Annotated in this window: 21 protein-coding genes and 1 riboswitch; of the genes, 11 read left to right on the forward strand and 10 right to left on the reverse strand. The window is 65.8% G+C overall.

The window, feature by feature from the left end:
• Positions 1-3: 3 nt before the first annotated feature.
• Both OHA42_RS04285 and OHA42_RS04290 read right to left on the reverse strand, forming a co-directional pair.
• Complete coding sequence (locus OHA42_RS04285; RefSeq protein ID WP_406239073.1) at positions 4-594, reverse strand: C40 family peptidase; 591 nt, start codon at positions 592-594, stop codon at positions 4-6.
• A 78-nt stretch (positions 595-672) separates the two neighbouring features.
• A riboswitch (cyclic di-AMP (ydaO/yuaA leader) is annotated at positions 673-844 on the reverse strand.
• A gap of 223 nt (positions 845-1,067) precedes the next feature.
• Complete coding sequence (locus tag OHA42_RS04290; protein ID WP_406234745.1) at positions 1,068-1,352, reverse strand: hypothetical protein; 285 nt, start codon at positions 1,350-1,352, stop codon at positions 1,068-1,070.
• Between the two features lie 171 nt (positions 1,353-1,523).
• Between OHA42_RS04290 and OHA42_RS04295 the strand changes: the two genes are divergently transcribed.
• The 4 genes from OHA42_RS04295 to OHA42_RS04310 all read left to right on the forward strand — a co-directional run bounded on the left by OHA42_RS04295 (position 1,524) and on the right by OHA42_RS04310 (position 6,677).
• Positions 1,524-2,705, forward strand: coding sequence for an AAA family ATPase (locus OHA42_RS04295; RefSeq protein WP_406234747.1), 1,182 nt, complete (start codon positions 1,524-1,526; stop codon positions 2,703-2,705).
• A gap of 129 nt (positions 2,706-2,834) precedes the next feature.
• Positions 2,835-4,784, forward strand: coding sequence for an acyl-CoA dehydrogenase family protein (locus tag OHA42_RS04300; protein ID WP_406234748.1), 1,950 nt, complete (start codon positions 2,835-2,837; stop codon positions 4,782-4,784).
• Between the two features lie 434 nt (positions 4,785-5,218).
• Positions 5,219-6,184, forward strand: coding sequence for an alpha/beta fold hydrolase (locus OHA42_RS04305; RefSeq protein ID WP_406234750.1), 966 nt, complete (start codon positions 5,219-5,221; stop codon positions 6,182-6,184).
• Positions 6,185-6,389: 205 nt separating this feature from the next.
• Positions 6,390-6,677 (forward strand): hypothetical protein, encoded by a 288-nt coding sequence (locus OHA42_RS04310; protein WP_406234752.1) that lies wholly within the window; start codon positions 6,390-6,392, stop codon positions 6,675-6,677.
• Between the two features lie 53 nt (positions 6,678-6,730).
• Here the strand turns inward: OHA42_RS04310 and OHA42_RS04315 are convergent, their stop codons facing one another.
• Positions 6,731-7,954, reverse strand: coding sequence for an acetyl-CoA C-acyltransferase (locus OHA42_RS04315; RefSeq protein WP_406234754.1), 1,224 nt, complete (start codon positions 7,952-7,954; stop codon positions 6,731-6,733).
• A gap of 394 nt (positions 7,955-8,348) precedes the next feature.
• Between OHA42_RS04315 and OHA42_RS04320 the strand changes: the two genes are divergently transcribed.
• Genes OHA42_RS04320 through OHA42_RS04330 form a run of 3 tightly spaced genes read left to right on the forward strand, consistent with a single transcriptional unit; the run spans position 8,349 to position 11,885 of the window.
• Positions 8,349-9,179: a hypothetical protein gene (locus OHA42_RS04320; protein ID WP_406234755.1), complete on the forward strand. Its 831-nt coding sequence runs from the start codon at positions 8,349-8,351 to the stop codon at positions 9,177-9,179.
• A 16-nt stretch (positions 9,180-9,195) separates the two neighbouring features.
• Complete coding sequence (locus OHA42_RS04325) at positions 9,196-11,136, forward strand: fumarate reductase/succinate dehydrogenase flavoprotein subunit (RefSeq protein ID WP_406234757.1); 1,941 nt, start codon at positions 9,196-9,198, stop codon at positions 11,134-11,136.
• Positions 11,137-11,138: 2 nt separating this feature from the next.
• Entirely contained in the window at positions 11,139-11,885 is a 747-nt protein-coding gene (locus OHA42_RS04330; RefSeq protein WP_406234759.1) for a succinate dehydrogenase/fumarate reductase iron-sulfur subunit, read from the forward strand.
• 50 nt (positions 11,886-11,935) lie between these two features.
• Here OHA42_RS04330 and OHA42_RS04335 read toward each other — a convergent pair whose 3' ends face one another.
• The 4 genes from OHA42_RS04335 to OHA42_RS04350 all read right to left on the reverse strand — a co-directional run bounded on the left by OHA42_RS04335 (position 11,936) and on the right by OHA42_RS04350 (position 13,861).
• Positions 11,936-12,133 (reverse strand): hypothetical protein, encoded by a 198-nt coding sequence (locus OHA42_RS04335; RefSeq protein ID WP_328407623.1) that lies wholly within the window; start codon positions 12,131-12,133, stop codon positions 11,936-11,938.
• Positions 12,134-12,544: 411 nt separating this feature from the next.
• On the reverse strand, positions 12,545-12,766 hold the full coding sequence (locus tag OHA42_RS04340) for a DUF397 domain-containing protein (RefSeq protein WP_406234760.1): 222 nt from the start codon (positions 12,764-12,766) through the stop codon (positions 12,545-12,547).
• A gap of 13 nt (positions 12,767-12,779) precedes the next feature.
• Positions 12,780-12,977, reverse strand: a complete 198-nt coding sequence (locus OHA42_RS04345; protein WP_328407627.1) for a DUF397 domain-containing protein — start codon at positions 12,975-12,977, stop codon at positions 12,780-12,782.
• Positions 12,974-13,861, reverse strand: coding sequence for a helix-turn-helix domain-containing protein (locus tag OHA42_RS04350; RefSeq protein ID WP_406239075.1), 888 nt, complete (start codon positions 13,859-13,861; stop codon positions 12,974-12,976). Before OHA42_RS04350 ends, OHA42_RS04345 begins: the two co-directional genes overlap by 4 nt.
• A 445-nt stretch (positions 13,862-14,306) precedes the next feature.
• On the opposite strand from OHA42_RS04350, the gene OHA42_RS04355 reads away from it, so the two are divergent.
• Both OHA42_RS04355 and OHA42_RS04360 read left to right on the forward strand, forming a co-directional pair.
• Positions 14,307-14,594, forward strand: coding sequence for a hypothetical protein (locus OHA42_RS04355; RefSeq protein WP_406234762.1), 288 nt, complete (start codon positions 14,307-14,309; stop codon positions 14,592-14,594).
• Positions 14,594-14,800 carry a hypothetical protein gene (locus OHA42_RS04360; RefSeq protein WP_406234764.1) on the forward strand — a complete coding sequence of 69 codons (207 nt, stop codon included), beginning with the start codon at positions 14,594-14,596 and terminating at the stop codon, positions 14,798-14,800. Before OHA42_RS04355 ends, OHA42_RS04360 begins: the two co-directional genes overlap by 1 nt.
• Positions 14,801-14,975: 175 nt before the next feature.
• On the opposite strand, the gene OHA42_RS04365 is transcribed toward OHA42_RS04360, so the two are convergent.
• Together OHA42_RS04365 and OHA42_RS04370 are read right to left on the reverse strand one after the other, a co-directional pair.
• A complete protein-coding gene (locus tag OHA42_RS04365; RefSeq protein ID WP_406239077.1) occupies positions 14,976-15,911 on the reverse strand; it encodes a DNA-3-methyladenine glycosylase family protein in 936 nt (311 codons plus the stop codon).
• 413 nt (positions 15,912-16,324) lie between these two features.
• The gene (locus OHA42_RS04370; protein ID WP_406234765.1) at positions 16,325-19,141 is read right to left on the reverse strand and encodes an FAD-binding and (Fe-S)-binding domain-containing protein; all 2,817 of its coding nucleotides are present in this window, start codon (positions 19,139-19,141) and stop codon (positions 16,325-16,327) included.
• A 25-nt stretch (positions 19,142-19,166) separates the two neighbouring features.
• Here OHA42_RS04370 and OHA42_RS04375 point away from each other — a divergent pair, with 25 nt between their 5' ends.
• Both OHA42_RS04375 and OHA42_RS04380 read left to right on the forward strand, forming a co-directional pair.
• Positions 19,167-19,328: a hypothetical protein gene (locus OHA42_RS04375; protein ID WP_406234767.1), complete on the forward strand. Its 162-nt coding sequence runs from the start codon at positions 19,167-19,169 to the stop codon at positions 19,326-19,328.
• Positions 19,329-19,678: 350 nt separating this feature from the next.
• The gene (locus OHA42_RS04380; RefSeq protein WP_406239079.1) at positions 19,679-21,529 is read left to right on the forward strand and encodes an ABC transporter ATP-binding protein; all 1,851 of its coding nucleotides are present in this window, start codon (positions 19,679-19,681) and stop codon (positions 21,527-21,529) included.
• 2 nt (positions 21,530-21,531) lie between these two features.
• Here the strand turns inward: OHA42_RS04380 and OHA42_RS04385 are convergent, their stop codons facing one another.
• Positions 21,532-22,263, reverse strand: coding sequence for a TetR/AcrR family transcriptional regulator (locus tag OHA42_RS04385; protein ID WP_406234769.1), 732 nt, complete (start codon positions 22,261-22,263; stop codon positions 21,532-21,534).
• Between the last annotated feature and the right edge of the window lie 104 nt (positions 22,264-22,367).

Here is a 22,367-nt window from a genome sequence, read left to right on the forward strand (position 1 = left end):
CCGTTAGACGATACGGCGCGCCGTCACAACCATGTCGGGGCGCAGCGGGGTGTAGGAGACCGGGTCGCCCGACTGGACCGCATTCAGCAGCTTGCCGTCGCCTGCGTACATACCGACGTGGCCGCCGCCGTTGGTCACGACGATGTCACCGGGCTGCAGTTCGTGGAACGCCACCGGCGCGCCGACGTGCGACTGCTCGAAGCTGGTGCGGGGCAACTCGACTCCGGCCTGCCGGTAGGCCCACTGGACCAGACCTGAGCAGTCGAAGCTGTAGGGACCAGCGGCACCCCAGGAGTACTGGGCGCCGACCTTGGTCTTGGCCGCGTCGAGTGCGATGTTCGCAGGGGTGGATTGGAACATCCCCTGCAGGTTGGGCGCACCGAAGCTGGGCAGCTGCAGCTGCGGGGCGGCCATCGGGGCCTGCGGTGCCACCGGCATCGCGGTCAGGGCCTGCTGGATCTGCTGATTGAGCTGCTGAACCGGCTGCTCGAATTCCGGCGGGACGTCGAAGTCGCCGATGCCGGGAATATTGATGGTGGCGGCCATCGCGGGGATCGCAGGCATCGCACCTGTCGATGCGGCCACCGCGCCCATGACGAGGGCACCCTTGACGGAATTCGGTAGCCGCGAATCCCGCTGCAAACTGTGTTTACCCACCGAGCTGAGTCTCCGATCTTGCTGCTCTCCCGCCGACCGGGTTAGCTGACGGGCTCGGACCGGGAGATCGGTCCTACCTCACCAACCGCAATGGCTTGTGAGGATTCACCCCAGACGAAACCTGTGGGTCCCCGGCACGACAGCCGAGAGCTGGTGGCCTCGACAGCCGATTAGGCGGTGACTCCCTGGCGCCGTTTCTCTTACGAAGCGACAGACTCCATGAAGTCACGAAGAGATTACGATGCGGGCGCGGTGTTGTCCAGCGCACAGCAAAACAGGTTCTGCGGTCTCGGCAAATTGCCTGCACGAACGGCCGGAAGAGCAACACGCCCGGATGATCACGACACGATATCGGCGGAATCGGTCCCGTTATCCAATCGACAGTCACACCCGGATCCGGTAGTGCGCGATCAAAATTCGGACGACTGCCCAGGATCGTCGCCGGAACGTTCGGCCAGCGCTCGCTCGAGCCGATCGATGCGACGCCGCGCCTCGGCGAGCTCGACCTCGAGCTGACCGAGCGCCATGACCAGCGGTCCGACCGCAAGATCGGCGACGAGCTGCGGATCGTCGTAACCGCGCGCGATCGCGACCAGGATGTTGGAACGGATGCGTCCGGCCACCGTCGCTCCGGCGGGCACGTTCCAGGACTCGACCACCTCGGCGGTGGTGGTGGGAGTGGATTCCTCGGACATGCCCCTCCGTTCCTGCGCTGGACCGTTCAGCGAACGGCCACCAGCGTAGAGATTTCCGTGGCGATAGCAATAGTGCAATGACAACAAGGCAATTCGCGCCGCTAGCAATATCTAGGACGCGCCGTAGACATCCGCAGATTTATCGGAGATGACGCGCTACGGTGTGTGGGCATGGACCCCGTGCGGAATCCGTATGCCCCAGGAGCCGGACAGCGCCCACCCGAACTGGCCGGACGCGATAAGCAACTCACCGCCTTCGACATCGTGCTGGAACGCATCGCACGCGGGAGGCCGGAGCGCAGCGTGATGCTCACCGGACTGCGCGGCGTCGGAAAAACGGTACTGCTCAATCAGCTTCGCTCCGCCGCCGTCTCGCGCGGGTGGGGCACCGGCAAGATCGAGGCGCGTCCGGATCAGGAACTGCGCCGCCCGCTGTCCTCGGCACTGCACATGGCGGTCCGTGCGGTCGCTATGGCACACCGGAATCCGGAGCGGGTCGACGACTTCCTCGGCATCCTCAAGGCTTTCGCACTCCGCTCCACCGCGGACAAGGGCATGCGGGAGCGCTGGCAGCCGGGCATCGACGTGCCCGCGGTGACCGGTCGCGCCGACTCCGGCGACATCGAAATCGACCTCATCGAACTGCTCAAAGAGGCGGCGGCGCTGGCCAGCGATATCGGCGTCGGCATTGCGATCTTCATCGATGAGATGCAGGACCTCGGCGCCGCGGACATCTCCGCCATCTGCGGCGCGTGCCACGAATTGAGCCAGGACGCAGCGCCGCTCATCGTCGTCGGCGCCGGCCTCCCCCATCTACCCGCCGTGCTGTCCGCATCGAAAAGCTACTCGGAGCGACTGTTCAGCTATCACCGCATCGACCGGCTCGATCGCGAATCGGCCGACCAGGCGCTCATGGCACCGGCCGAACGTGAGGCGGTGAAGTTCACCGACGAAGCGCTGGACGCCCTGTACCAAAAGGCAGACGGTTATCCATATTTCGTGCAGGCGTACGGCAAGGCCGCATGGGATCAAGCTCCGGAGAGTCCGATCGGCATCGAGGATGTCGAAGTGGCCGCACCGACCGCCGAGGAGGAATTGGCCGTCGGCTTCTTCGGATCACGCTATGAACGCGCAACACCGGCCGAGCGCGAGTACATGCGCGCCATGGCAGACCTGGCCGGGGACGACGGCCCGGTGGCGACCGCAGCTGTCGCCACCGAACTCGGCCGCAAACCTGCCTCGCTGTCCCCGGCCCGCGATGGGCTGATCAAGAAAGGGCTGATCTATTCGGCCGAGCGCGGCACCATCGGGTTTACGGTGCCGCATTTCGGCCGCTATCTACGCAGCGTCTGATTGCTACCCATTTGCCTCTCCAACAAGATCATCAGAGATCTGTAAAAATCTCTTTCCCGACAGACCTACCGGCGAGTAACTAAAGTTCTACACTCGAATGTGATCCTGATCACGTCCGAGGAGGACATCATGGCGACCACCGCGAAAGTCGACGCGACCGAAGAACAGTCCCGGGCACTTGTCGAGGAATCTCGCGAAACCAGCTGGGTCAAACCGTCGTTCGCAAAGGAGATGTTTCTCGGACGGTTCCGGCTCGATCTGATCCACCCCTACCCGCAACCCAGCGCCGAAGACACCGCGCGCACCGAGGCCTACCTGGCCCGGCTGCGGCCGTTCTGCGAAACGATCGACGGCGCCGTGATCGAAGCGGAGTCCCGGATCCCGGACGAGTACGTGAAAGGGCTTGCCGAGCTCGGCTGCTTCGGCCTGAAGATCTCGGAAGAGTACGGCGGCCAAGGTCTTTCCCAGGTCGGCTACAACCGGGCGCTGATGCTGGTCGGCTCTGCGCACCCCGCGCTCGGGGTGCTGTTGTCGGCGCATCAGTCCATCGGCGTCCCCGAGCCGCTGAAGCTGGCGGGCACCGCCGAACAGAAGGCCGAGTTCCTGCCCCGCTGCGCCGCGGGCGCGGTCAGCGCCTTCCTGCTCACCGAACCCGACGTCGGCTCCGACCCCGCTCGGATGGCGAGCAGCGCGACACCGACCGAGGACGGCGAGGCCTACGAGCTCAACGGCGTCAAGCTGTGGACGACCAATGGCGTCGTCGCCGAACTGCTGGTGGTGATGGCGCGGGTGCCCAAGAGCGAGGGGCACCGAGGTGGCATCTCGGCGTTCATTGTCGAGGCCGATTCGCCGGGAATCACGGTGGAGCGGCGCAATTCCTTCATGGGCCTGCACGGCATCGAGAACGGCGTCACCAGGATGCACAACGTCCGCGTCCCCAAGCGCAACCTCGTCGGCCGCGAGGGCGACGGCTTGAAGATCGCGCTCACCACGCTCAATGCCGGTCGCCTCGCCATTCCGGCGCTGTGCACCGCGGCATCGAAGTGGTCGCTGAAGATCGCGCGGGAGTGGAGCACGCAGCGGGTCCAGTGGGGCAGGCCGGTCGGCGAACACGCAGCCGTCGGCGAGAAGATCTCCTTCATCGCGGCCACCACCTACGCGCTCGAAGCGGCACTCGACCTCTCCGCGACGATGTGCGACGAGGGCCGCAACGACATTCGGATCGAGGCCGCGCTCGCCAAACTCTGGGCCAGTGAAATGAGCTGCCGGATCGCCGACGAACTCGTGCAGATCCGCGGCGGCCGCGGTTATGAGACGGCGGCTTCGCTGCAGGCGCGTGGCGAACGTGCGGTGAGCGCCGAGCAATTGGTCCGCGACCTGCGGATCAACCGTATCTTCGAAGGCTCCAGCGAAATTATGCGGCTGCTGATCGCCAGGGAGATGGCCGACGCACACATGTCCGCCGCAGGCGCGCTCGTCGATCGCAACGCCGAGTTCAAGGCCAAGGCCAAGGCCGCTGTCGGCGCGACCGGCTTCTACGCCAAGTGGTTCCCGCAGCTCGCGGTCGGCGCAGGCACCGTGCCCGCGACCTATGGTGAGTTCGGTGTGCTGGCCAGGCACCTGCGGTTCGTCGAGCGTAATGCGCGCAAGCAGGCCAGATCGTTGATGTATGCGATGGGCCGCTGGCAGGCAGGCCTGGAGTACCGGCAGAACTTCCTCGGCCGGATCGTCGACATCGGCGCCGAGCTGTTCGCGATGTCGGCGGTCTGTGTGCGGGCTCAGGCACAGCGGGCCGCGGGCGCCGAGGAGGCAGCCGCCGCCGAGGAGCTCGCCGATACGTTCTGCTGGCAGTCGCGGGTGCGGGTGCGCGCGCTCTTCGACGCGCTGTGGGACAACACCGACGACGAAGACCGGACCCTCACCAGGGGCGTCCTCGACGGTCGCTACCGCTGGCTGGAGGAGGGCGTGCTGGATCCGAGCGAGGGCACCGGACCGTGGATCGCCGAATGGCAGGTCGGTCCGTCGACCGAGGCGAACCTGCTGCGCCCGTTCCTGCCCTCCACCAGGACCCGCCTGTAGTCGTCGACGCCGATCGGCCGCAGCTCGCGGCGGCGCGTCGGTGGCCCTGGCCACCGACGCCACGCTCGGTGCGGCCGATCGGCCTGTCTGCCGAGATGTAGGAAAGCCGCTGGATACACGCAGGCGCCGAAGACGGGCGGTGGGGTGATCGTGGATAGCAAAATCTAGTGGACTCTAGGAAATCTGGTTGATCCGCCGATAGTCGGCGGCCAAGTGGTTGATCATAGGTATCTACCAAAATCTAGCGTTTGACCTACTCTTTCGTAGATTCTCCGATCGAAGCCGACCGGGACTGTGACGATGTTGATCACCTGCGTCGGTTCGGCATCGTGTGCATAACGGTGGGTATGGCCGGCTAACACCAAGGAAATGACTACCGACAACCAGGCAAGACGCTCCGCTCGAGGTGACTCGACAGTCACAGGAGAAACCTCATGTCCACGATCATCGCCCGCTTCGCCGCCGACCATGACGGCCACCGGATTACGGTGTCGGCCGACGACGGCGTCCCGATCGCGGTTCGCACCTTCGGCGCCGACGACGCTCCGCTGTCCGTGGTTTTCGTGCACGGCCATTGCCTGCGCACCGAATCCTGGTCGTTCCTGCGCGATCAGCTCTCGCGCCAGTGGGGACCAGGCACCCGGATGGTCTTCTACGACCATCGCGGCCACGGCGAATCGGGCGTGGCCGATCCGTCGAGCTACACCATCGACCAGCTCGCGCACGACCTCGACGCCGTGCTGCGGGCGGTGGTGCCAACGGGCCCGGTCATCCTGGTCGGCCATTCCATGGGCGCCATGGTCACCCTCGCCTACTCCCGTCTGTTCCCCGCCGCGATCGGCACCCGCGTCCTCGGCGTCGGCCTGATCGCGGGCGCCGCCAACGGCCTCACCGAGGTGGGCCTCGGCCGCTTCCTGCATCGGCGCGCGGTGAGTTCGCTGCAGGTGGCGGTGCTGCGCGCACCTCGGGCCATGCAGGCATCCAAGCGGCTGACCCGGCTGATCTTCGAGCCGATCCTGCGCGAGGCGACCTTCGGCACCAGAAAGGTGAATCCCAGGATGGTCGCGGTCGCGACGGCGATGCTGAACGAGACCCCGCTGCTGACGATGTCGAGCTTCCTCGCCTCGCTGATCACGTTCGACGAGACCGCGACGCTGCACCGGCTCGGCACCATCCCGGCCCTCGTGCTCGCCGGTTCCGCGGACATCGTGGTGCCGTTCGCGCATTCGGTGGTGCTCGCATCACAACTGGCCGGATCCGAGCTGGTCCGACTGGAGGGCGCGGGCCACAGCGTGATCCTGGAGCGCGCGGAGGAAGTGGCGCTGTCCATTGCAGGGCTGGTCGACCGGGTCTTCGCCGACCTGCGCGGACAGGGACCGGAGTACGCGGCCGTCAGCTGAGCGAGGGCCATCCATCGACTCTGGCAACATTTGAGCGAACCGCCGGCTTCACATATCGACGAGCCAAAACTCGATTCCTCACGTACTGTGTTGGAGATCACGTTGTGTGGTGAGTCACACAACTTGGTGCAGCACGTTCCACGGCAGATGGAAACACCGCTGTGCACCGAGTTCGTATGTCCGCCAAGGAACACAGGAGGTAACGATGGCACGCAGCGATATCGCGGAACTCCGCTACGCGGTCGGCCAGCTCCGGCAATCTATCGGCGCACTGCGCTCGCACTACGGCGACGCAAACACCGTGCGACGACTGGAGAACGACCTCGAGCGGCTCGTCATCGACGCCGATGAGCTCGAGCAATCGCCGCCGCCGGAGGTCACCCGCCGACCCCAGGACACCATCTACGTCCCGGACAGCAAGTCGGACGAGGCAGCCTGGATGGGCGCGCAGGACGAAGGCCTGGGCTTCCACTCCCGCCCGCGCACGAAGTAGCACCTGCCGGTCACCGCCTGGAACGCCTGCACCGGGCGGTGTTCTCGCGCGCCTCAGGCCCGATGTCTGCCGAATCGACGGGGTCGAGAACCGTGAAAGCGGGCCCCGAGTGGTGCCGTCGCGACCGGGATCGTCGCCGCTGATTCGAACAGGGCCGCGATGCCGTGGTCGTGACCGAGTGCGATCGCTTCGAGCCCGTAGCGCCCCTCGGTGCGAGCCAATTCGTGCAGCATCGTGGTCATGATGCGCAGGCCGGTGGCGCCGACCGGGTGGCCGAGAGCAATCGCCGAGCCATTGACGTTGAGGCGGTCGCGGGTGTCGAAATCCCACTCCTTGGCCAGCGCGAGCACTTCCACGGCAAAGCCCTCGTTGACCTCCACCAGGTCGACATCGTCGAGGGTGAAGCCGGTGCGGCCGAGCACCTTGGCGACAGCAGGCCCAGCACCGAGAGTCGCTGTGTCGGAATCACATCCGGCCGCGGCCCAACCCACGAGATAGGCCATGGGGGACAGCCCGAGTTCGTCGAGCCGATCCTCGGCGACCACCAGGCAGGCGGCGGCGCCGTGTCGATGCGCGCTCATATTTCCGGTGGTCACGACGCCGTCGGAGATCAACGGGTACAGCGCGGCGAGGGTGCGCGCCGAGACATCCTCACGCACACCCTCGTCCCGCAGTATCTGATGCCGCGATGCGGTGTCGGTGTGGGAATCGGACCAGTCGTGCCCCTCCGGCACCACGCCGACCGGGATCACCTCGGCGGCGAAGTGACCCTGCCGCCAGGCGCGAGCGGCCTTGCGATGGCTCGCCGCGGCGAACTCGTCGGCATCGGCCCTGCTGATTCCGTAATGGCGGGCCAGGTCTTCGGCATTCGCGAGATCGCCGGTTCGAACCGGGTCGCCGTAGCCGGTCACCGCGTCCGCGGCACACTCCACACCACCCGCGACCACCACGTCGGCGGCACCGGTTTGCACCATCATCGCCGCGGTGATCACCGCCTGCAGGCCGCTGCCACAGCGGCGATCGGTGAGAAACCCCGGCACGGCGAAGGGCAGCCCGGCGCCGCGGGCCGCGAGCCTGCTCAGCTCCGGTGCGCTGATTGCACCACCATCGACGCGGGCCATCGCGACATCCTCGATGCGCATCGGGTCGATACCCGATCGATCGATGACAGCCGAGAGAACGGTCGAGGCAAGCCATTCCGGCGGCATTCCCGATAGCGCTCCCCCCTCGACTCCACTCGGAGTTCGGACCGGCGCCACGATCGCAGCTCTTCTCATGCTGATGACTCCTTCCCCCGGCCTGCCCGTCCGGTGCGACACACGCATCAGCCCACGTCAGCGGGTAATTCTCGAGAGAAAAGGTCACCACAGTTTTATTGCCGCCGTGTGACGATCGAACCGCCGATTATTCGACCTCGAGTCTTCTTTGTTCCACACCCACTCGAATCACGTTCTGTTTAAGCCGAGTTCGATGCGTTTGCGGTCCGTTCACTGCCGCGCACCGGCTACCCGGCGGCCGTCGGTGTGGCGCAAATCACGGGCGTTGCAGCGGGTCTGTCTTGCCGGGACCACGCTCGAGCAATAGCGGAGGTGTCGTATGGTGCTCAGCATCACATTCGATTGCGGAGGTAACGATGACCACCCGCACAGCAGATCAGCGAGGCATCCACCTGTGAGTGCCGCACCGACCGCCGGCCCGGAAACGGGCACAGGCGTCTTCAGTAAGTCCCGGGCTCGAATCTCGGAGCGCACGCTACGCACCGATCAATGGTGGGTGCCGCCGCTCGTCACCGTGCTCGGCCTGGGCGCCTTCGTCCTCTACGCGACGATCAGATCGTATGTGCGAACAGCATATTGGGTTCCGGACTACCACTATCTGACGCCGTTCTATTCACCGTGCCTGAGCACCTCGTGCGCGGCGGGTTCGAGCCATTTCGGGACGCCGTTCGGCGAGTTGCCCGTGATCCTGCCGCTCGGCTTCGTGGTGCTGCCGTTCCTGCTCGGCTTCCGGCTCACCTGCTACTACTACCGCAAGGCCTACTACCGCGCGGTGTGGTTCTCCCCGCCGGCCTGCGCCGTCGCCGAGCCGCACGCCAAGTACACCGGCGAGACCAGGCTGCCGCTGATCATCCAGAATGCGCACCGCTACTTCTTCTATGTGGCCATTGTGGTTTCGCTGATCAACACCTACGACGCGATCACCGCATTCCACGGCAAGACCGGCGGTTTCGGATTCGGTCTCGGCAATATCGTGCTGCTGGTCAACGTGATCCTGCTGTGGGCGTACACGCTCTCGTGCCACTCGTGCAGGCACATTGCCGGCGGCCGACTCAAGCACTTTTCCGCGCATCCGGTGCGGTACTGGTTCTGGACCCAGGTCTCCAAGCTGAACACCCGCCATATGGCGCTGGCCTGGACAACTCTCGGCACCCTGGTGCTGACCGACTTCTACGTGATGTTGGTTGCCAGCGAGACGATTTCGGACCTGCGGTTCATCAACTGAAGGAGTATTCGCGGCCATGCCAGAAGTGGAACGGCACAAGTACGACGTCGTCGTTATCGGTGCCGGTGGCGCCGGACTGCGCGCGGTAATCGAAGCAAGGGAACACGGCCTTTCCGTTGCGGTGGTGTGCAAGTCGTTGTTCGGCAAGGCACACACCGTGATGGCCGAGGGCGGCTGCGCCGCCTCGATGGGCAATGCCAACGAAAAGGACAACTGGCAAACCCATTTCAAGGACACCATGCGCGGTGGCAAATTCCTCAACAACTGGCGCATGGCCGAACTGCACGCCCAGGAAGCACCCGACCGGGTGTGGGAGCTGGAAAGCTACGGGGCACTGTTCGACCGCACCGCCGACGGCCGAATCAGCCAGCGCAACTTCGGCGGACACACCTACCCGAGGCTCGCGCACGTCGGTGACCGCACTGGGCTCGAGATCATCCGCACCATGCAGCAGAAGATCGTCTCGCTGCAGCAGGAAGATTTCGCGGAAAGCGGCGACTACGAGTCGCGCATCAAGGTCTTTCACGAATGCACCATCACCGAGTTGCTCAAGGACGGCGATCGGATCGCGGGCGCGTTCGGCTACTGGCGCGAATCGGGTCGGTTCGTGCTGTTCGAAGCGCCCGCCGTGGTGCTCGCCACCGGCGGTATCGGCAAGTCCTACAAGGTGACCTCCAATTCCTGGGAGTACACCGGGGACGGGCATGCGCTCGCGCTCCGAGCAGGCGCGACGCTGATCAATATGGAATTCCTGCAGTTCCACCCGACCGGCATGGTCTGGCCGCCGAGCGTGAAGGGCATCCTGGTCACCGAGGGTGTGCGCGGCGACGGTGGAGTGCTGAAGAACTCCGAGGGCGAGCGGTTCATGTTCGACTACATCCCGCCGGTCTTCAAAGGGCAGTACGCCGAAACCGAGGAAGAGGCCGATCAGTGGCTGCGCGACAACGATTCCGCGCGCCGCACACCGGATCTGCTGCCCCGTGACGAAGTGGCCCGCGCCATCAACTCGGAGGTGAAGGCGGGGCGCGGCACCGAACACGGTGGCGTGTACCTGGATATCGCCTCCCGGCTGCCCGCCGACGAGATCCGGCGACGGCTGCCCTCTATGCATCACCAGTTCAAAGAACTTGCCGACGTGGATATTACGAAGGAGCCGATGGAAGTCGGCCCGACCTGTCACTACGTCATGGGCGGCATCGAGGTCGACCCGGACACCGGCGCGGCGACCGTGCCCGGGCTGTTCGCGGCGGGCGAGTGTTCGGGCGGCATGCACGGCTCGAACCGGCTCGGTGGCAACTCCCTGTCGGATCTGCTCGTCTTCGGCAGGCGCGCGGGCATGGGGGCATCGACCTACGTCGAGCAACTGACCGAACGGCCGGTCGTCGCGGACACCGACCTGGCATCGGCGGCGAGAGCGGCCGTGGCCCCGTTCGATCCGCCGCCGTCGGGCACCGGAGAGAACCCCTACACACTGCACACCGATCTGCAGCAGGCGATGAACGACCTGGTCGGCATCATCCGCAAGGAACACGAGCTGGAGCAGGCCATCGAGCGGCTCGCCGAGCTGCGCAAGCGCTTCGCGGGCGTGGTGGTGGAAGGGCACCGGCAGTTCAATCCCGGCTGGCATCTCGCGCTCGACCTGCGCAACATGCTGCTGGTCAGCGAATGCGTCGCGCAGGCGGCGTTGCTGCGCACCGAAAGTCGCGGTGGGCACACACGCGACGATCACCCGGCGATGGACGCCGACTGGCGCAACAAACTGCTGGTCTGTTCGATCGACCTCGCCGAAGCGGGCGAGGCCGTCCCGCCGGTGCGCGTCACGCCGGAGGAGCAGGTGCCGATGCGCACGGAACTGCTCGCGCTCTTCGACCTGGCCGAGCTCGAAAAGTATTACAACTCGGACGATCTCGCCGCTCATCCGGCCGGTTCGACCACTGCTGCGAAAAGGGAGGCGTAGCAATGGGTTACGACGCCAATTTCCGCGTATGGCGCGGCGACAACGATGGCGGTGAGCTGCAGGATTTCACCGTGCAGGTGAACGAGGGCGAGGTGGTGCTCGACATCATCCACCGGCTGCAGGCCACCCAGGCACCCGATCTCGCGGTGCGCTGGAACTGCAAGGCGGGCAAGTGCGGTTCGTGCTCGGCCGAGGTCAACGGGCGACCGCGGCTGCTGTGCATGACGCGGATGTCGACGTTCCAGCCGGAGGAACTCATCACCGTCACCCCGATGCGCACCTTCCCGGTGGTCAGGGACCTGGTGACCGATGTGTCCTTCAACTACCAGAAGGCCAGGGAGATACCGTCGTTCACACCGCCCGACGATCTGAAGCCCGGTGACTACCGGATGAAGCAGGTCGATGTCGAGCGCTCGCAGGAGTTCCGCAAGTGCATCGAATGCTTCCTGTGTCAGGACACCTGTCACGTGGTGCGCGATCACGAGGAGAACAAGACCGCCTTCGCGGGGCCGCGCTTCCTGATGCGGATCGCCGAACTCGAGATGCATCCGCTCGACGTCGCCGATCGCCGTGACCTCGCGCAGGACGAACAGGGCCTCGGCCTCTGCAATATCACCAAGTGCTGCACCGAAGTCTGCCCGGAACACATCAAGATCACCGACAATGCGCTGATCCCCATGAAGGAGCGCGTGGCAGACCAGAAGTACGACCCACTGGTCTGGTTGGGTAACAAGCTCTTCCGACGCTGAAAGCGAGGTGACCACCGGCCGGGTCGACACCCGGCCGGTCGGCGCACCCACTACAACATTGCCACTACTCCGACAGCGACGACCCACACCAGCACGCCGACGAACAGCGCCGACAAGAACGAACTGGTGAGGACGAACACCCCTACCGCTGACACCGCGAAAAGCAGCGCAACGATCAGCCATTCCACCCAATCGCCCGGCCGCAATTTCTTGTACCGGGGGTGGGAATTCTTGAGCCCACGGTCCACAAATTCTTGTCTACCCGGTATTTAGCCCGGGCAAACACAAATTTGTTGCCGAACCTCCGCCGTTTCGTGATCAACACTGTGCGCCCCTCAGGTCACACATCCTGCGTCAGGCAATAAGCGGCCACCCCCTCGGCACGATGACAGCCTCCGAACGCAGCCAGACCCAGCATCAGAGTTCGCGCCCCATCTTCCGAACGATCAAAGGCGCACCCACCAAAGCCGCAAGATCTCCACCCACGCGCCCACTCGGCGCGATGATGATTTCCGAGCGCAGCGAGACCGAGCACTAGAGTTCGCGGCCCGTCTCGCTTCCGAGCCGTCGAAGCGCATGCGCCGAAGGCGCGAGTCTCGACGGCTCGGAAGCGAGACCAAGGGGCCGCGAACACGCAGCGCCACAGGCGCTGCCAAAGATTACGGCCGGTCGAACTCGCCGTCGTGCACACCCGCGGTGAATGCGGCCCATTCGCCCGGGGTGAAGATCAGTACGTCGCCGTCGGGATTCTTGCCGTCACGTAGGCCGACATGGCCGTCCTCGAGCAGGGCGACTTCCACACTGTCCTTGCCTGCGCCACTGCCTGCCTTGCGCCAGACCGCGCCGGTCAGATCAACCTTCGAACCACGATCGATACTCACGATTCGGCCTCCTTCAGAATTCGCCACTCACCACGCGTGCGGTAAAACTGTCCCACTCGCCCTGGGTGAACAACAGCGCGGGTCCACCGGGATTCTTGCTGTCGCGGACCCCGATCCGGCCGCTGTCGAGGAATGCCACTTCCACGCAGTCCTTGCCCGCGCCGCTGCGCGTGCTCTTGAACCACTGCGCACCAACCAGATCCGTACTCATGCCACATACTCCTTCGCTACCTGTCGCAACAGGTGTCTACTGGGTTGAATATCCAGCGCGCAGCGCTGGAGGCACTCGTGAGCCCGATCGTACCGCCGTACGTCAGCACATCTTTCGAGGTAGAGATCCCCGGTGAAACCCTCTGCGTAAACCACCGGCGGTTCGATCGGCTGGCCCTTACTATCGGTTCCGAACTCCAGAACCGTGAACGGGCCGGTGGAAACTCCGAGCGGTACACCGGCCGCGAACGGCAGGATACGCAGTGAAACGTTTTCACGGGTACTGAAATCGGCAAGATGACGTAGCTGCGCCGCCATCACTTTCGCGCCACCGACCACGCGGTGCAACACCGACTCGTGTAGCACCACATCAACGATGGCAGGTGAGGCCTTCCTGGTGATCAATGCCTGGCGTTGCAACCGTAACTGCACACGCCGATCCAGCTCCGCATCGGAATCGTTCGGGTAGCCGAGTCGATTGAGCGCCCAAGCGTAGTCGGCGGTCTGCAGCAGGCCGAGAACCAGTTCGGATTGGTAGGAGGTCAATTGCTGGGCGGAGGCCTCCAAACCGACATAGACGTCGAAGTTTTCGGGGATCAGATCGCCGTAGGCGTGCCACCAGCTTTTGACGGCCGCCTGCTGAGCGAGGCCCTTGAGCCCGTCGGCGAGTTCGTCGGGGATGCCGTAGATGCGGCAGAGCTCTTGGATGTCGATGGTGCGGATGCGGTCGGCCTGGCCTTTTTCCAAGCGCTGCAGGGTACTTGCACCCCATTCCATGAGCTTGGATGCCTCGGCGATGGTCAGGCCCGCCTGGGTGCGCCAGTCACGCAGATATCTGCCCAGCTGGCGCCTGGGTAGCGTGGACGATGCGTTGTCGGTGGACAGACGATCCGAACCCCCTGACGCTCTTGCGGAACTCGTGGATCCGTCCAATGATGCTTCCGAACTTGCCGATGAACTGGCCGAACTCGCTGACGCTCCTGCTGAACTCGCTGACACAGCACGCTCCGTTCTGCGCTCGGATCCTCACCCAAAGGGCAGCCCGGGCGACCCACAAGTTCGGTTCCCCGTCACTTCGCTTGGGCAGAGGGCTCTTTCGTCCACTATGGAGAATCCTCCCCTCCCGGCTGGATTTCATGCTGGGAATTCGCCTCAAATCTTTGGATATCCACCAAGGACACCGCCTGAGTCGCAGCCGAATGGTGTGCTGGAAGTGTGCCCGGAGCCGAGCAAGTCCTGTCCCCTCCCGCTGCGACACCTCCTGGCACACCAACTGAATCGCACACAGGAACGAGGAGTCATGGCCGTACATGTCATAGCGTCTTCCTTGATGACCAGCGATTTGACCTCGCACAGGGCCCGCAGCGTCGGCCAGGAGAACTGGGTGGTGTCCTATCTGCCAGGACGCACACTGACCTGCGCGCAGGCCGTGGCCGCACTGCGGGTTGCTGAAGTTGTGCCAGCCCTGTTGGATACGGTCGGCGAGCTCGCCGACGAGGTCGGCCTCACTGCACTGGAGGCCGTCGGGATGGCCGTCCGGCAATCACCGTGGGACGAGCCGACCACGTGGCATCCGTGCCGACTCGGGGCCGACGGGCGCCGGGCAGAGGTCGCCTGATGCAGCTGACCAACCTGAACATGCACGTAGCCGGACTACTGATCTGCGGACGCGAGCCCGGCATCATGACGAACGAACAAGCCCACGCCGCAATGCAATTGCATATCGACTGCACCGTCGACCGCTGCCGCGTCCGCCGCAGGGCCCGCACCACTCTGGTCGAAGCGGGCAAATGCGTGCTCGACGAGCGCGCGCTGCCGTGCTGACCGGCCCTCGAGCGCGCCTCGCCGACATTCCTCGCGCCGGCTTCCTCCGTCTCCCGCACTGATCGGCCGATCCGCCGATGCAGTGCCATCACCCCTGCACCTCGATCGCCACCCGGCAGCGATCGCGGGGCACGCGCGGGGTCGCGTCCGCCGATGCGATCCCGCGCGGCCGGTGTCAGTGCCAGGTGTGATCGGTGAGCGGAGTGCGCGGGCCGAACTTGGGTTTGTGGGCGTGGCCGCTGATCTCCAGCAAGCGAACCGCCCGATAGCGGTGCGGGCGCAGCGGTTCCAGGTATTCGACCATGGCGTCGTCATCGATGGGGTGCCCGAGCAGCGTCCAGCCGACAACTGCGGCCAGGTGGTAATCGCCGACCGACAACGCGTCGGCGTCGCCGAAGGCGCGTTGGCCGATCTCGGCCGCGGTCCACACACCGATGCCGGGCACCGTCTGCAGGCGGCGGGCGGCCTCGACCGGATCGTGGGCGGCCGACTGCTCCAGCGCATCCGCGAGCCGGGCCGCGCGGACGATCGTCTGCGCACGTTGCGGACCGACATTCGCGCGATGGAAGGTCCAGGACGGAATGCGCCGCCAGGTATCAGCGTCCGGAGGGAGCAGCAGGCCCGCGGGCGCGGGGCCCGGCGCCGGCGAACCGAACTGCCGCACCAGCTGCCGCCACGACGCGCGGGCGGAAACGGTATGCACCTTTTGTTCCAGGACCGCGGGAACCAGCGCCTCGAAGACCAGACCGGTGCGCAGCATCCGCAGACCGGGAAATCGGCGGTGCGCGTCGATGAGCTTCGGATGTTCGGGGGCGAACTCGGAGAGGTCCTCGTCGAGACACAGCATGTGGTCGAGGCGATCGAGGAACTCGGACGCGCCCTCACCCCAAGCGTGAGCTCGTACCGAACAAAGGCCCGACTGGACGAGTCGGTAGGTGACCGAACCGGTCGGCATTCGCGATGCGTGCCAGTGCGCGCCGTCCGGCGTCACGTGATGACACGGGTCGCCTCGACCACGCGAGAGCGGTGCGAGGGTCGGCGCGAGATCGATGGGCCGCGCGGCCGTCACCGTGCGGGTCAGCCCGTCTGGGCTCACTCCAGGCTCGACCATCTGTTTGCGCACGGGTTCATTGTGCGCGGCGGGGTCGGGCGGTGGTTCGCCGGAGTGCATCCCGGGAGGGGACCGCTGTCCACTCGGACGCATAGCGCCGGGCGAGAGTTGCCGGAGTCACACCCGGTATTCGCCGGAAATGCGCGCTACCGACTCTGCGTCATCTCTGCTCCCAGTTATTTGTCACGCGACCGATAAAGTGTCGCGATACTGGTGCCGATTGGCAAATGATCGGCAGTCGCCTGCGATGGAGGATGTCGAATGATCACCAACGTGCTCAACTCGTTGCTCAATGCCTGGGGTGGCGTCTCCGCAGGTAGCTCGGGTTACCAGATTCCATCCGGCACGCTGCCCTTCGGCAGCTGACGGCTGTGCGCGCTCGCCGCGACAGGCGCGGCGGGTGCGCGAAAGCCTCACTCGTCCAGCAGGAATTGCACTAGGTGTCGGCTCTGTCGGTGCGCGAGGTGCGCGGCTTGGGTGCGGCACGAGAAGCCGTCGGCGATCAAGATCGAGTCGTCTTGTGCGCCGCGCAATGCGGGTAGGAGTCCATTCTCGGCGACCGCGACCGATATGTCGTAATGGCCGGATTGCATTCCGAAATTTCCCGCAAGTCCGCAACACCCGGCGATCTCGGTCAGTTCAACCCCCATTGCGGCAAATAGTCGGCGATCCGCATCGAATCCGAGAATCGCATGGTGATGACAATGCGGTTGCACCACCACCGACCGACCGTGCCGCTGCGGCGGACGCCACTGCGGCTGCTCGGCCAAGAACTCCGCCACCGTACGCACCGCCGCGGCGGTGGCCGCCGACCTCGGATCCTCCGGCAGTAGCTCCAGCAAGTCGGAGCGCAACACCGCGGTACACGACGGCTCGAGGCCGACGACGATCCCGCCCTTGCGCACATGTTCGTCGAGCGCGGTCAAGCTCGCCCGCAATCGGGCGCGCGCGCCGTCCAACTGCCCGGTGCTGATCCAGGTGAGGCCGCAGCACACATTGCGCTCGGGTATCCGGACTCGATAGCCCAGCGATGTCACCAATTGTGCTGCAGCGAGGGCGATCTCGGGCGCAAAGGCGTCGGTGAAGGTATCGATCCACAGCATCACCTCGCGCTCGGCCGCCATCGGATCGGCATCGGACCGGGCGGGCTCGACCTGCGCGTTCAGGTCGCGCCAGATCCGGCGAAAGCTGCGGTCCGCGAACCGCGGCAGCTCGCGGCGCGAATCAATTCCAGCGGCGCGCAGCCCTATTCGACGCAGCCATCGGACATCGACCAGCCGATTCGCGACGCGTGGCATCCGGTTCGCCACAGCCGACCACCGCGGCAGCCACCCGAGCGCATAGTGATCGATCGGCCGCGGGCGCCGATGATAGCGGCGGTAGAGCGCCTCCGATTTGTAGGTGGCGACGTCGACGCCGGCAGGACAATCGGAACGACATGCTTTGCAGGACAGGCACAGATCGAGCGACTGCGCGAGGGCCTCCGACGACCACGGCAGCGCACCACGCACTACCTCCTGCAATACCCGGGCCCGGCCCCGGGTGCTGTCCTTTTCGTCCGCGGTGGCCAGGTACGACGGGCACATGAAACCGCCGCTCGCGCGAGTATCCGCGCGGCACTTGCCGACTCCGACGCACCGATGGACCGCGGACCCGAGGTCATCGCCGTCGTGCGGAAAGGCGAAACCGCCGACCCGTGGAGTGCCGGGTAATCCGACCAGGCGCAGATCACTGTCGACCGGCTGTGGCGCCACCAGGACGCCGGGGTTCAGCACATTGTCCGGGTCGAATAGTGCCTTGTACCCGGCGAATACGTCGAGCACAGCAGGGGAGTACATGACCGAGAGCAGTTCCGAGCGGGCTCGGCCGTCGCCGTGTTCACCCGACAGTGAGCCGCCGTAGCCGACCACCAGTTCTGCGGCATCGAACAGGAAGGCGCGAAAACGTTGCGGGGCGTCCGCGATCGGCAGATCCAAGCGGACGTGGATGCAGCCATCGCCGAGGTGGCCGTAGAGCAGTCCGTCCACACCGTGCTGTCGGGTCAGCGCGCCGAAATCACGCAGGTAGGCGCCGAGACGTTCGGGCGGCACCGCGGCATCCTCCCAGCCGGGCCAGGCAGGCTGCCCGTCCGGGGTACGGCCTGCCAGCCCGGCGCCTTCGGCCCGAATATTCCAGAGTGCCTTGGCCACCCCGGGATCGGTGACGATTCGTGATTCCAGTGCGCCGACCGATCGGCACAGTATCTCGGCGGCGGCCAGCGCCTCGGCCGGACTTTCGCCCGCTGTTTCCACGAACAGCCAACCGCTGCCGCGCGGCAGATCGGGCACCGCGCCGGAGCCTGCGCCGCGATGCACCCGCACGATGTCCACGAGGCGGGCGTCGATACCTTCGACCGCAATGGGGGCGCACGCCAGCACTGCGGCCACATCGTCTGCCGCGCATGCCATGTCGGGATAGCCGAGCACCGTGAGCACCGTGGCCGGTGGCAGTGCGACCAGATCGACGGTGGCATCGAGCAGCAGTCCGCAGGTGCCCTCGGTGCCTGCGAACGATTTCGCTACCGCTGAACCCTGTTCCGGCAGCAGGTGTTCGAGGCCGTAGCCGGATGCCTGCCGACCGAACCTGCCGAGCTCGGTGCGGATCACAGCCAGGCTCGCCCTGGTGAATTCGGAAAGTCCGGGAACTACGGATGGATCGGCCGCGAGGGTTCGCTGCGTACCTGTCCCGTCGAGGATGCGCAGTTCGCGCACGTTGTCCGAGGTACGACCCCAGGCAAGGGCATGGGGTCCGCAGGCGTTGTTGCCGATCATGCCGCCGAGGGTGCATCGATTCTCGGTCGACGGATCGGGTCCGAACCGCAGGCCGTGCGGACGAGCTCGGCGCTGCAGCTCCGAGAGCACCACTCCTGGCTGAACTCGCGCTACTCGTCGCTGCAGGTCCAGTTCCAGGACCGAGTTCATGTGCCTGCTGAAGTCGACCACGATCCCGGGTCCGATCGCATTGCCTGCCACCGAGGTTCCACCGCCGCGCGCGGTCACCGGCAATCCGTTGTCGCGCGCGAATTCGATGGTAGCTGCGACGTCGGCCTCGACCTGCGGAAATACCACCGCAGCGGGGAGGACACGGTAGTTCGAGGCATCGGAGGAGTACTCCGCACACCGGCGCGCGGAGCCGTCGACCTCGCCGCGGAGTTTGCCTCGCAGCGCCTGTGCGATTCGGTCCTCGGTCACCTCGCCAGCCTAAGTGCGGCGGCGGGTGATCCGCCTTATCCACGCTCGAGCAAGCGACGCACTCGAAGCGCTGAACGACGACATCGAAATGGCCACCAACGGCTACGACCGCCGCGGTCGTGAGATCGGTGTCGCGGTCCTGCGCGGCACCGCTCGGGCGCGGGACGCGGCGAACGGGTGTACCTGACGAAGACGGGCCGAACAAGCTCGCTCGCTGGGGGTTCACCGAGCAGCGCGGGTGCGTCGAGTGCCGTACCCGACTACCTCCCGCAGTTCGGGAGGCAATGGCGCCTTCCAGCTGTTGTTGCACGTGCGCACCTGCTTGTACGGGGTGTGGTTGGCGCGGGGGTGTGCAGTCGGCACCGGGAGGTGTAGTTGGCACGGAGGCATCGGGAGCGAGCGATGCGCCGGTGCAGGGGTGGGGAATGGGCTTGCCCTAAACCTTTGTTCAGGTCTTAGTGTCGGTGGCCAGAGGTTTGATGGTGGGGAGCGAGAGGGAGTTACGACGTGACTATCGAGTCGGTGGCTTATAGCCAGATGTATCGGCGGATGAACGCGCCCGACGAACAGCGGCCGTTCCGGCTGGCCACCGCCAAGCGGATCCTGCGATTCGCCGGGCCGCACCGGCGCCGGATCAGCGCGTTCCTGCTGTTCAGTGTGGTTTCCGCACTGTTGGCAGTGGCCACGCCGGTGCTGGCGGGGCGGGTGGTCAACGACATCGTCGGCGGCGCCGCGCCGCGGGTGGTGGTCACTCTCGCGCTCGTGATCGGCGGGCTCGCGGTGATCGACGCCGCGCTCGGCGTGATCGTGCGGTGGCTGTCCTCGCGGATCGGTGAGGGGCTGATCCTGGATCTGCGCACGGCGGTGTTCGATCACGTGCAGAAAATGCCGGTGGCGTTCTTCACACGGACGCGGACCGGTGCGCTGGTCAGCCGGCTCAACAGCGATGTGATCGGTGCACAGCGCGCATTCAGCGACACCCTCTCCGGGGTGGTGACCAATCTGGTGACGCTGGCGCTCACGCTCGCGGTGATGGTGCGGATCTCCTGGCAGATCACGTTGCTCGCGCTGGTGCTGCTCCCGGTCTTCGTGATTCCCGCCCGCCGCATGGGCAACCGGCTCGCCGGTCTGCAGCGCGAAGCGGCCGGTCTCAATGCCGCCATGAGCACGCAGATGACCGAGCGGTTCTCCGCGCCGGGCGCGACCCTGGTGAAGCTGTTCGGCCGACCGCAGCAGGAGTCCGACGAGTTCGCGCTGCGGGCCCGCCGGGTGCGCGATATCGGTGTGCGCACCGCAATGCTGCAGACCGTGTTCGTCACCTCGCTAACGCTGGTTTCCGCGCTCGCGCTCGCGCTGGTCTACGGACTCGGCGGCTGGTACGCACTGCGCGGCCAGCTCGACGCGGGCGCGGTTGTGTCGCTGTCGCTGCTGTTGACCAGGCTCTACACACCGCTGACGGCGCTGGCGAGCGCCCGAATGGAGGTCATGGCCGCGCTGGTGAGTTTCGAGCGGGTGTTCGAGGTGCTCGACCTGAAGCCGCTGATCGAGGACGCGCCGGGGGCGGTCGCGGTGCCCGAAGGACCGGTCGCGGTGGAGTTGGACAATGTCACCTTCGGCTACCCCTCCGCCGACAAGGTGTCGCTGGCCTCGCTGGAAGATGTTGCGACGCTGGACAGTCGCGGCGGGGTGGAAGTGCTGCACCAGGTGTCACTGCGGGCCGAGCCCGGTCAGCTGGTCGCATTGGTCGGGTCCTCGGGTGCGGGGAAGTCCACTGTGGCCCAACTCGTTTCCCGGCTCTACGACGTGGACGGCGGCGCGGTGCGATTGAACGGCACCGACGTACGCGACCTGACTACGACCTCGATCCGCGAGACCGTCGGGCTCGTCACCCAGGATGGACATCTGTTCCACGACACTGTCCGCGCCAACCTGCTGCTCGCGCGGCCGGAGGCGACCGAAGCCGAGCTGTGGGACGCCTTGGAGCGGGCCAGGTTACGCACACTGGTGGACTCACTGCAGGACGGACTGGACACCGTCGTCGGTGAGCGCGGCTACCGGCTCTCCGGTGGCGAACGTCAGCGTCTGACCATCGCACGACTGCTGCTCAAGCAGCCGCGGGTGGTAATCCTCGACGAGGCGACCGCCTCGCTGGATTCGACCTCCGAAGCCGCTGTCCAGGAAGCACTTTCCGAAGCGCTGGCCGGGCGGACCGCGCTGGTCATCGCGCACCGGCTGTCCACGATTCGCGCCGCCGACCAGATCCTGGTGCTGGAGGACGGCCGAATCGTGGAGCGCGGCACGCATACTCAGTTGCTGGCCGCCGATGGGCGCTACGCCGAGCTGTACCGCACCCAGTTCGCACAGGACCCCGTCACCGTCGCCGCCTGAGGTCAGCGGTTGCGCCGGGATTCCAGCCCGTCCAGGATTCGATCGAGCCCGTAGGTGAACTGGCGGTCGCGCGCGGCCGCCGGATCCTGGTTCCACGTGCCGGTCGCGTCCGTCTGCTGCAATCTCGAGTAGTCGGTGGCGGCCTGCTCGGCGGCGGGCCGCAGGCTGGCGACCAGTTCGGCCTCGGTCTGACCGCTGCGGGTCAGCAAGGTCAGCCACGCGGCCTCGCTGATACCGATGCCGATGACGTAGCTGATGACGGCACCGATCGCGTCGCTGCGTTCATCCGCCGCAAATCCGCCCACTTCGAACAGCGCGAGCATGCGGTCGTTGAGCCGCATGACATTCGGGCCCAGGTACGAGAGTCCGACCTGACCGAGCGTCGAGGCCATCCATGGGTGATGCAGGATCATCGCCCGCAGACTCGCCGCGCACTGCTCGGTGGCTGCGCGCCACTGCGCCCGCACCTCGATCTCGGGGACCCGGATCTCGCCGTACACCTCGTCGACGACCAATTCGATGAGCTCGTCGCGGTTGGCCACATGCCGGTACAGCGAGGTGGCGCCCGCATTGAGGCGGGCGCCGAGCTGACGCATGCTCAGCGCTTCCATGCCTTCGGCGTCCAATAGCGCGACGGCCTCCGCCACGATCTGTTCTCTGGTCAGCGCAGGCTGTTCCCTGCCGCGCCGCGGGCGCGTCCAGACCGATCCGACCTGCTGCTTCTCGACGGGCATGCCGACTCCTTTCGATGTCGTCAGCATAGCGCACGACGTTCCCTGTTGCGAACGCTCGACATCTCTGCGTACAGTGTTCGCAAAGCGAGAACATCGTACGCGGC

This window comes from Nocardia sp. NBC_01009 (assembly GCF_045208035.1).
In the GTDB taxonomy this organism is placed as follows: Bacteria; Actinomycetota; Actinomycetes; order Mycobacteriales; family Mycobacteriaceae; genus Nocardia.